Source organism: Flavobacterium sp. (genome assembly GCF_036782315.1).
GTDB lineage: Bacteria > Bacteroidota > Bacteroidia > Flavobacteriales > Flavobacteriaceae > Flavobacterium.
The window spans coordinates 239,051-249,238 of record NZ_DAIPZK010000002.1; the positions used below are offsets into that span (position 1 = coordinate 239,051).

The following is a 10,188-nucleotide window of genomic DNA, read 5'->3' on the forward strand; positions in this document are numbered from 1 at the left end:
TAACTAACAAAACCGACAACCGACAACCGACAACTGAACACTAATTACTGCCCTCTAAAAAACAATACCGTACTTACAGTTTTTACGACAATATTGACATCTAAAAATAAACTTCTGTGCTTGATGTAATATAAATCGTAACGCAATTTCATTAAACTATCTTCTAAGTTTGATCCATAAGGATAATTTACTTGAGCCCAACCTGTAAGCCCTGGTTTAATAACATGTCGTGTTTGATACAAAGGAATAGAATTGGCAATTTGCTCAACAAAAACAGGACGTTCTGGTCGAGGACCAATTATTGCCATATCACCTTTTAATACATTGATAAATTGTGGAAATTCATCTAATCGTACTTTCCTTAAAAACCTACCAAATGGTGTAATTCTAATATCATTCGTAGTAGCAAAAACAGCACCATTTTGTTCGGCATCTTTAACCATAGTTCGCATTTTATAAATAGTAAATGGAACCCCATTTTTACCTATACGCTCTTGAGTATAAAAAAAACTTCCTTTATTAGCAAAAAGATTAATAATCCATAGCAAAGGAGCAATCATAAAGAAAGCAATTAATCCCAACAAAGAAAAAAGAATATCAAAAAATCGGCTGTAATAAACATACAGTTTATTTTGATTACTTCTACTAAACGGAAAGAACTTATACAATTCTCGATCTTCAAATTGAATAGGTAGTCGATAAGTACTATATTCATAAACCTGATTATACTTTCGAATAACAATACCTTTTTCTAGTAATCGCAACAATTTATTATACAAATCTAGAGAGGTCAATTTATTTTTAGAATTTGCCACTACAATTTCGGCAATATAATTTTGTCGTACAAAACCTTCTAAATCTTCTTCTAAAATACGAGGAACCAAAGAATCTGTGGGAACTTCATCAATTGCAATAAAGCCCAAAACTTTATAATGAGGATTAAATTTAGCCAATTCTGCAACTAAAGTATCGACTTCTTTACTAGTACCCACAAAAAGTACTTTTTTTACAAATCGATTAGAGGCAAAAAATATAATATAAAGATATCGCCAAACTGATAATGAAATTAAAATAGAAAAGAAAAAGAGGATAATTTGCAAACGATTAGACGGCAATACTGGCGTATAAAAAGGCGTAAGCAAATAAAACAAAACAGTAACCGAAGATGTAAGAATAATACTTTTTGAAATTTGAAAACGATTACTTGCAATTTGCAGATTATACATTTCAAAAATAGTTCCAAAAAAAACCAAATAAAGTGCTAAAACAATAGTCCAGTAAAAATTACTTTGCGAAACTCGGAAATAGTCAAATTGAAAATAATGACCAATTAAAGCCAACGTAAATACAGAAAAAAATACATCCATTAGACGCAATAAAACTTTGCGTTCTGAAATTTCAAAATGTATTCTTTGGGATGCACTCATTTTTTTATAATTCTACTGCAAAGTAAGTAATTTAAAAGAAATAAGAAAACATGTATTTTGTTTTTATTAAAAAGATAATATAGTAGTAAAATAAGTTCCCATTTTAAACTTAACCCTTATCAAATCTCCAAATTTTAAGAATATAAAAAAAACACCACGCTTTCCCTTTACTAAGTCCTCTCCAAGTATGACTTTACCCCTAAACTCACTTGTCCCAATTCTCCCTCTCTCCCATTCTCCAATTCCCCCAATCTCCAACTCCCCCAATCTCCCAATCTCCAAAACTCCCAATCACCTTTTCTCAAACCCCTCTAATCAAACCAACAATTCCTTCCAAATTTGCTTTACAGTCGCCCAATCCATTTGTTCTACATAAGCTCTTGCATTTTGCGCTATATTTGAAGCTTGTTCTTTATCTGAAATCAAACTAAAAATAGCGTTAGTCATTTCATCTACAGCATTATCATTAACTAATAATGCGTTTTCTTTATCAGATAACAAATAAGGAATTCCGCCTACATTGGTCGTGACAACTGGCAAACCTAAAGCCATGGCTTCCATGACACTTATGGGTGTATTATCAAAATGAGTGGTATTGATAAAAATATCGTGTTTAGCGGCTAATTGCCACCAGTCTTCTTTAGCTAGTTGTCCGGTAAAATTCACTTCACAATTAATACTTTTGGCAAAAGTTTTTGTAGTTTGTAAACTTCCGTCTTTATCAGGTCCAACCATAGTTAAAGTAGCTTTAGGATATACCTTTCTCACTTCAAACAAAACTTTAATTGCCATTTCTGGATTATAAATCGATGCAAAAGCTCTTACCCAAAGAAGATTAGGAGAAAAATTAGTTCTTTTTTTAAACTCATATTTTTCAATTTCAATAGTATTTGGAATATGGACTACATTGGTAAAACCTTCCTTCTCAAAAGTATGTTTTAAATAACCTGATGGTGCTACATTTTTATGAGCATGAGTAAATATCATTCTACATAAACGAGGATTTCTTTTGAGTCGACTAGGTAAATTACCTCCTCTCAAAATAGGAATATATTTAACAACAAATAATCTCGCCAACTGACTACAAAAAAAAGCATACCAAAAACTCGAGGTACTATAAGTATCTATCAATACATAATCTACTTTTCTTGCTTTAAACAAAGTGGTGAGAATCATATCTAGCAATCTAAACAACTGATTTTTCTTATCCGAAGTAAGAATTAAATCATAACCTTCTCCATCAAGAAAAACACCAAGAGTCTCTATTGATGTTTTATTATAACCATGCTTAGACAATTGGTTCCCTATGTATAATAGACGTTTATTCTTCATCTATAAATTTAACTTTTAAGAGTGATAAGGCATAAATAAATGAGGGGGCTGCAGTTCTCATAGCCGCATGGTTTATTGTCAAAGCCCAAAAAACAAAAAAAGACAACAAAAAAATATTTTGTTTATTATCAAGATATAAAAATAAAGGAGTTACAAACAATATTATCAATCCAAACAAACCAAATGAACCATGATCGGCTAACATTCGTGTAATCTCATTGTGAGAAGAAACTTTATGTCCAATTATTTCCTCCCTATATTCGGCGTTTTTACCTACTCCAATACCAAAAATCGGATTTTCTTTAAAAGCATCTAACTCGGTTTCTGCAATTAGCTCTCTTCCACCTAATTTATCTTCTTTTTCTCTTCCTCTTGCATCTTTATTAGCATAACGGTATTCAATCATCCCATTAGTTTTATAAACAGAATAGGTCCATAAAAAGCCCGCACCAATAATTGAAAAAAGAACAATCATAAGTAACTTACTTTTTATTTTTGGACTAGAATAATAATATAAAACTAAAATTAAAAAAACTATCATTGCTATACCAGTAATGACACCACCTCTAGAAAATGTTAATATTCCTCTGTAAGATACTATAACAAAAACGATTAAATTTAATAGTACAAGTCTTTTTGTATTTGAATAAAGTAGTGCTAATGTAAAAAAAGCGAACATGCCTAAACCTAAAGAAGTAGATACCTGATTGGGACCAAAACCACCAGAAGCGGAAAAATTAGACTGAGTACTGATAAAAATTTCTTTGTTAGTAGGAGTATACAAAAACAAATAAATTGTCATACTTAAAATTGGTAATCCTATAAAAACCAACAACTTATATATTTGCTCTTTTGAAACAACTCGCTGATAACAATATATTGCTGCAACTGCCAAACAAACTGGACCAGAAATATTAAAAGCAATTGCTTTTCTTACATTAGTATCAAAACTTAATTCATTAGCTCCAATAATAATACCTGGTATGAGTAATAATAAAAAAACAACATAGATATAACTATTTTTAGAAAAACCTTTGTAAAACATTCCAAAGACTAAAAAAAACATAACCAAATACTTCGAAAGCTCATGTACAGGATTCCCTTCTGTCATCCTTAAAAACACTTCTACACCAACAATATAACCACTTATCAATAATGCTTCATTATTTTTGTTTTTTGTTCTAAACATATAAATTACACCAAAAGCAAAAACAAAAACAGTATATAATTTAGCTAAAAAAGGAAGTAAATAAATTACTAAACCAATAATTACATGAATTATGATTAAATTAAAATATGTTAATTTATTATTTTTCATATATCCAATTTATATACAAATCAATATTTTTCTCTTCCGAATAAGTATAAATTATTGTTTCATTTAATTTTGCACCTAATGAAACTCTTAATGAAGGGTTTTCTATTATACTAATTAATGAGCTTGTAAAAGAATTTACATCATTGGAATTTACTAATAAACCATTTGTATTATTTTCGATTACAGATGATACTTCACCTACAGCAGTAGATACTACTGCTAATTTTTGAAACCCATATTCTAAAAGTGCTACTGGCAAACCCTCAGAATCTGATGTTAGAATACCTATTTGGCATTTTTTGAGAATTGAAGAAACATCATCACATGACCCATATAAAAAAACTTGATTTTGCAATCCATTTTCTTCAATAGTATCTTTTATTTTCTTTGAGTATGAGTCTTTAAAATCTTTACCAATCAAATGAAAAGTCCAATCTGGATGTTTTTCTCTGCATTTTAATGCAACTTCTAATAAAAGAAAATGATTTTTTTGAGGTCTTAAATTGGCTAAACAAACTATTCGTTTATTATCTAAGCCTTGCAATACAGTTTCTTTAATTGAATTATCTTTTGCTGTAATTGTAAAATTCGCTAAGTAAATTACTCTTTTACAAAACAAATTATCCTCAGACCATGATTTTAATTTTTGATTCACAGCCACTATGCCTGCTATAAATAAAGAAATTATTTTTAAAAAAAACTTTTCCCTTTTTTCTAGCATTTCACTTTTACCATAATGATCATGCCAAATAATATTAATTTTTGGTAACACTATTTTAATTAAAAAAGCAAAATATATAGAAGTACTATGAGCTTGAATATAACTTACCTTATTTTTTTTTAAAAAATCTCTGAATTTTAATATGGCTCTTAAATCTAAAATTCTTTTTCTATCTAAAAACAAATAGGATACCTCACTATCCAATTGTAACTTTAAACTACCTTCATTTCGAGTTACAACAATACCAGAAAAAGAACTTTTTTTTTGCAATGCATTTGCATAACTAACCGCCATACGCTCAGCTCCACCAGCTTCTAAACTATCAATTAATTGAACAATTCTGAGGTTTGTATTAGGGTTCACTATTAAAAATTAATGTTGCGTGTAAATATAGAAAAAAACAAAAGAACAAGAACAAAACAATGGTTCAAAATAACTTCATCTACCAAAAACCTTCATTCTATCCCTCTTTAAATATTCCAATTACCCCAGTCTCCAAATCTCCCAGTCTCACAATCACACACTCACCTAGTCTCCCACTCTCCCACTCTCACTGTCTCCTCACTCTCCTCACTCTCTTTTCAACAACTTTTTGATTTCAATTTCAAAGACATCAGTAGTAAATGTTCTTGACCAATTCATTCCTTCATCAGACATATTTACTATTTGTAATGGGTTTTCAATTAGTGATAGAATATGCTCAACATCAGTATTTAATTTTTCTGCTAACAAAAGTCCTCTTCTACCATTCGCTAACATATAAGGCACACAAGATACCGGAGTTACTAAGGGTACACAACCCCAAAACATCGCTTCGGCTACTACTTTTGGCCAACCTTCACTTTTGGATGGTAAAATTAAAAAATGACTATTTTGGTAAGCATACAAAACAGTTTCTTTTGCTTGATTACCTTTTAAATTTACAAAATGACTTAACTTATTTTGGGTAACATACTGTTCTAATTCATTACGCAAAACACCTTCACCATATAAATCTAGTGTAACTTTTTTTCCTTTATTATGTAATTGTTCCATGATTTGAATGGCATACAAAGGTTGTTTTCCTTTTGATAATGTTCCCACAAATAAAAACCTAACCTCGTCTCCCACTCCCCCTTTCTCCAAGTCACTCAATCTCCCTTTCTCCAAGTCACCAAATCTCACTTTCTTCCCTAGTCTATCTAAATCTTCTGCGCTGTAAGTAGCCGTAAAAAAAGGTTTTATGTTTTTAGTTTGGTTTTCCCATTCACCATATACCAGAACTTGCATGTTTTTAGTCAAAAAAGTATTGGATAAAATCCAACGTTGTAACTTGTAAGTAAAAGGTTGTGGACTTTTTGGATCCCAATTACCAGCATATTTTGCTGTTTTGGGCTTTCGAGGAAATAAAATTTGAACTACAGCGCCAATTAAACCCATATTCCCAGGACAGCGCAGATGAATATGGTCGACACTTTTCATGGCTTTATAAGTGACTGCAATAATCTTTGGTAATCTAAAAAGTGTTTTAACTACGTTGTAAGCCGAAGTAATATCAAATTCATTAACTCGATTAAATTGTATAGCGGAATGTAAATAAGGTTCATGAATAGGATTCAATTCTTTATTTACTATTGGAGCTACAATAATTACCTCATCAACATACTTTAGCCAAATATTCATTTCACGAATATAAGGTGCATAACCATAGTATTGATTATTTTTATGAATGTGAGTAACATGAGTTATAACGGCAAACTTCATTTTAAAAGATAAAATGTAAAGATACAACTATGTACAAACAATCCAATAAAGTCTTGAAAAGTTAAACTAATAAAAAATACTTTGTAAAAATTCTTTAGTAATAGGTTTGCTAGTAAATAGAATTGATTCGTTTACTTTTGCTTTATGAATATACATATCATCTACCGTTGTAGAAAGTATACATATTTTAGTATGTGATTTTATTACATCAGAAAATTCGTTGAATTTTTCAATAAAATCAAACCCGTCTAAAAGCGGCATGTAAATATCTAAGAAAATTAAATGGGGTAATTTTTCAGGGGAACTTTGAAACTCTTCTAAATATTGAATAGCAGTCAAGGAGGAGTTAAACTCCATAATATCAACTGTTGCATCAACGTTATTGATGACTTTTGATGTGATATAACAATCAAATTCATTGTCATCTACAATCATTATTTTTTTCACTTTATTAATCATTAACATTACTGTTTAATTTATAATTTCAGGAATTTTACAAATTCTTCTTGTCTTCTTTTGGCTACAGGAATAGAAATACCATTTGCAAACTCACAATACAATCCGTCTTTTTTATTAATCTTAAGAATATGTTTAACATTTACCACATACGAATGATGAATCCTAAAAAAATAACTGCTAAATAAGATAGAATTAAACTCTCCTAAATTTTTACTAGAAAGAATTTTTTGCTTATTTGCTAAAACAAACTCGGTATATTTCCCTTCAGCTTTACAATATACAATATCGTCTAATTTTACCAATTCAATTTTATCAGAAGAAGAAATGGCAATAAACCCATTGTCGTGAGATTCTAAGCCTACACCTTTCATTTGGCTAACTTTCTGATTTTGAAAACTAATTTCCATTTCTATTAACTTTATTACTTTGTAAATAGAAATAATAAGTTCATTGAAGTCTAATGGTTTTTTCTGAAAATCAACAGCATTGTATTGATACGCTTTGTAAGCTTTACTCTCATCAGAAGATATAAAAACGAATTTAGGAATATTAAAATCCAATTCTTTAATTAAATCAAAGGAAGATAAGTTATCTTCTGTAGGATCTAAAAAAATGAGCTCGGGTTTATGTTCTTTTATTAATTCAATAGCGTCTTTGAAGTTATCCGAAAAGCCGCAAATATCAATGATTACAGAATTTTCATCTGCAAACTTTGAAAGTTGACTAATGATTTCTGAATTGTTATCGATAACTAAGGCTTTTATTAATCTCATTTTTGGGCTTTAATTTTTTAAACCTCAATAAAGGTAATTATTTTTTGGAATATCTTGCAATTATTCTTTTGGAATTGAAACCGTAAAAGTACTTCCTTCATTCAAAACAGAACGAACAGATATTGATCCGCCAATTTTTTCCACTATTTTCTTTACCGTTGCTAATCCGAGTCCGCTTCCTGAAAACTCAGATTTGGTATGTAAACGTTTAAAAGGTTTAAAGATCAAATCAAAATACTCACTAGAAATTCCTATTCCGTTATCTGTTACTTCAAAAACATGAAAAAAACCATCATCTTTATAACGAACCTCTAATCGACTAACTTGATTTAGCTTTTTATATTTCAGTGCATTTTCGATCAAGTTATTAAAAATAATTCCAAAAGCCAATTTAGAAACACAAACAGTAGGCATCTGATCTATTATCAATTGTGAATTTTCGTTATTAGCATTTACATGATGATAAATATTGGTAATAAATGTATTCAAATCTAAAGTTTCCTTCTCATCGATTTTTTCATCTGATTTTGCAAATTCTAACAAATCGACAATCAATTCATCCATAATTTTTACATTATCAAAAACAAACTTGAAATACTTTTGGTCTTTTTCATCATATTCCGCTTCATTCTTAGATGCTATCAATTGTAAAAAAGAATTTACAGCTCGTAAAGGAGCTCTTAAATCATGAGCAGCCGTATGCGCAAACTCTTCCATTTGTGTAAGATAACTTTTTGTTTTTTCCTGACAAACAAATAAATCATGATTGGCTTTTCGCAACTCTAATAAATAAATAACTTGTTTGGCAAGTTTTTTTAAAATAGACATTTGCTCTTCAGAAATAGATTTAGGTTCATGCTGACTAACCACGCATAAACTGCCAAAATAAATTCCTTCTTTACTTTGTAGCGGAACACCATAATAAGAAACAATATTAGGATCTGAAGTAACTAATGGATTGTCTTTAAACCGAGAATCAGCTCTTAAATCGGGAACTTGAAAAATTTCATCTTTAGAAAGAATAGCATGATAGCAAACCGATTGTTCAATTGGAGTTTCATTAATATTTATTCCAATTTTCGATTTAAAAAATTGCCTTTTATCATCTACTAAACTTAGCAAAACAATAGGCATATTACAAATAAAAGAAGCAATCTGAATAATATCATCATACATCTGCTCTGGCAAAGTGTCAAGAATTCTATAATTCTCTAACACCTTCATCCTCAACTGCTCTTCTCTTTTTAAATTCATTTTTTTTCTTTTTTCTAAATTACAAAAAATATTTTAATCTTCTAACTACACAAACTTTCTTATTTCATTTTCTTGACTAACAATGTATTGCAAAACAACGAGTATCTTTTTTAACTAAATTTAGTATCACAAACTCAGTTAGTACAATCACAAATTTCCTTGAAATCATCTTAGAAAAAACGAGGTGAATTAATTTTAGTTTTTGATTTAAAGATTTCAAAACGCAAAAACATTTCATGCGAACCCGAATTGTAATTGGCTAATTTGGAAGCTTCTGTATCATACGAATAACCCGCAAAAATTGCATCTGAAATTTGGAAACCAACTAGTGCACTCAAAGCCCCATTAACACGATAAGCCGAACCTAAAGTTAACTTTTCAAAAAATAAAAAATTAGCGGTAATATCTACTTGCAATGGAGTTCCTGCAACTACTTTTGTTAAAAAGGCTGGTTTAAATTGGATTGAATCACTTAAATTGAAAACATAACCTCCCATAAAATAATAATGCATTCGCTCTTTAGCCAAAGAAGACATATTATTATCATCGTAATGCTTTGTTTCTAAAAAATTGGGAACCGAAAGTCCTAAGTAATATTGATCAGAGTACCAATAAAAGCCGGCACCCAAATTAGGAGCAAATCGATTATCAACATTATTTTGGAGCTGTGGATCTGTAGGATCATAAATACTCAATTTTGTATAATCTACATTCAAGATATTGGCAGTTCCCTTAAAACCAAATGACAAGGTGGACAAATTACCCAATTGTATGCGATAAGAAATGTCGACAGAAATAGTATTCTCAACAGAAGGACCAATTTCGTCATTTACTACAGATAGTCCTAATCCTAAATTAGAATCATTTAATGGAGAATGAATACTTACGGAAGAAGTTACAGGAGCACCATCTAGTCCTACCCATTGCGCTCTATACAAGCCTAAGATACTAACAGTTTCTCTTGTACCCGCATATGCTGGATTAATAACTGTAGTGTTGTACATGTAATTGGTATACTGAGGATCTTGTTGTGAAAACAAATTTTCAGTGTAAAAAAGTAGCAAAAAGGTCATAGCTACTAAAAGGGTAATGGAATGTTTCATTTCAATTTTGGGGGATGGATTAAAATTGTTTTTCAGCTTGCTTTTGGGTTTCGCTTTG

At 30.1% G+C, this 10,188-nt stretch carries 9 protein-coding genes; all 9 read right to left on the reverse strand.

The genetic code is table 11. The annotated features are described in order from the left end of the window. Window positions 1–44: 44 nt before the first annotated feature. Complete coding sequence (locus tag V7P59_RS02960) at window positions 45–1,427, reverse strand: exopolysaccharide biosynthesis polyprenyl glycosylphosphotransferase (protein ID WP_333808660.1); 1,383 nt, start codon at window positions 1,425–1,427, stop codon at window positions 45–47. A 315-nt stretch (window positions 1,428–1,742) separates the two neighbouring features. Then, window positions 1,743–2,759 carry a glycosyltransferase family 4 protein gene (locus V7P59_RS02965; protein ID WP_333808662.1) on the reverse strand — a complete coding sequence of 339 codons (1,017 nt, stop codon included), beginning with the start codon at window positions 2,757–2,759 and terminating at the stop codon, window positions 1,743–1,745. Continuing rightward, the gene (locus V7P59_RS02970; RefSeq protein ID WP_333808664.1) at window positions 2,749–4,077 is read right to left on the reverse strand and encodes an O-antigen ligase family protein; all 1,329 of its coding nucleotides are present in this window, start codon (window positions 4,075–4,077) and stop codon (window positions 2,749–2,751) included. The genes V7P59_RS02965 and V7P59_RS02970 overlap by 11 nt, the downstream gene beginning before the upstream one ends. Beyond that, the gene (locus tag V7P59_RS02975; protein ID WP_333808666.1) at window positions 4,067–5,161 is read right to left on the reverse strand and encodes a glycosyltransferase; all 1,095 of its coding nucleotides are present in this window, start codon (window positions 5,159–5,161) and stop codon (window positions 4,067–4,069) included. The genes V7P59_RS02970 and V7P59_RS02975 overlap by 11 nt, the downstream gene beginning before the upstream one ends. A gap of 207 nt (window positions 5,162–5,368) precedes the next feature. Further along, window positions 5,369–6,541, reverse strand: a complete 1,173-nt coding sequence (locus V7P59_RS02980) for a glycosyltransferase family 4 protein (RefSeq protein WP_333808668.1) — start codon at window positions 6,539–6,541, stop codon at window positions 5,369–5,371. Between the two features lie 66 nt (window positions 6,542–6,607). Beyond that, window positions 6,608–7,000 (reverse strand): response regulator, encoded by a 393-nt coding sequence (locus tag V7P59_RS02985; protein WP_333808670.1) that lies wholly within the window; start codon window positions 6,998–7,000, stop codon window positions 6,608–6,610. Between the two features lie 17 nt (window positions 7,001–7,017). Next, on the reverse strand, window positions 7,018–7,773 hold the full coding sequence (locus V7P59_RS02990) for a LytR/AlgR family response regulator transcription factor (protein ID WP_333808672.1): 756 nt from the start codon (window positions 7,771–7,773) through the stop codon (window positions 7,018–7,020). A gap of 60 nt (window positions 7,774–7,833) precedes the next feature. After that, window positions 7,834–9,027 (reverse strand): GAF domain-containing sensor histidine kinase, encoded by a 1,194-nt coding sequence (locus tag V7P59_RS02995; protein WP_333808674.1) that lies wholly within the window; start codon window positions 9,025–9,027, stop codon window positions 7,834–7,836. A 170-nt stretch (window positions 9,028–9,197) separates the two neighbouring features. Next, window positions 9,198–10,130, reverse strand: a complete 933-nt coding sequence (locus V7P59_RS03000; RefSeq protein ID WP_333808675.1) for a PorP/SprF family type IX secretion system membrane protein — start codon at window positions 10,128–10,130, stop codon at window positions 9,198–9,200. Window positions 10,131–10,188: the final 58 nt, after the last annotated feature.

Bases quoted from the DNA above. Each gene is read 5' to 3' on its own strand.
- V7P59_RS02990 (WP_333808672.1), bottom strand. From the start codon at position 7,773: ATGAGATTAATAAAAGCCTTAGTTATCGATAACAATTCAGAAATCATT.
- V7P59_RS02980 (WP_333808668.1), bottom strand. From the start codon at position 6,541: ATGAAGTTTGCCGTTATAACTCATGTTACTCACATTCATAAAAATAAT.
- V7P59_RS03000 (WP_333808675.1), bottom strand. From the start codon at position 10,130: ATGAAACATTCCATTACCCTTTTAGTAGCTATGACCTTTTTGCTACTT.
- V7P59_RS02995 (WP_333808674.1), bottom strand. From the start codon at position 9,027: ATGAATTTAAAAAGAGAAGAGCAGTTGAGGATGAAGGTGTTAGAGAAT.
- V7P59_RS02970 (WP_333808664.1), bottom strand. From the start codon at position 4,077: ATGAAAAATAATAAATTAACATATTTTAATTTAATCATAATTCATGTA.
- V7P59_RS02985 (WP_333808670.1), bottom strand. From the start codon at position 7,000: ATGATTAATAAAGTGAAAAAAATAATGATTGTAGATGACAATGAATTT.
- V7P59_RS02965 (WP_333808662.1), bottom strand. From the start codon at position 2,759: ATGAAGAATAAACGTCTATTATACATAGGGAACCAATTGTCTAAGCAT.
- V7P59_RS02960 (WP_333808660.1), bottom strand. From the start codon at position 1,427: ATGAGTGCATCCCAAAGAATACATTTTGAAATTTCAGAACGCAAAGTT.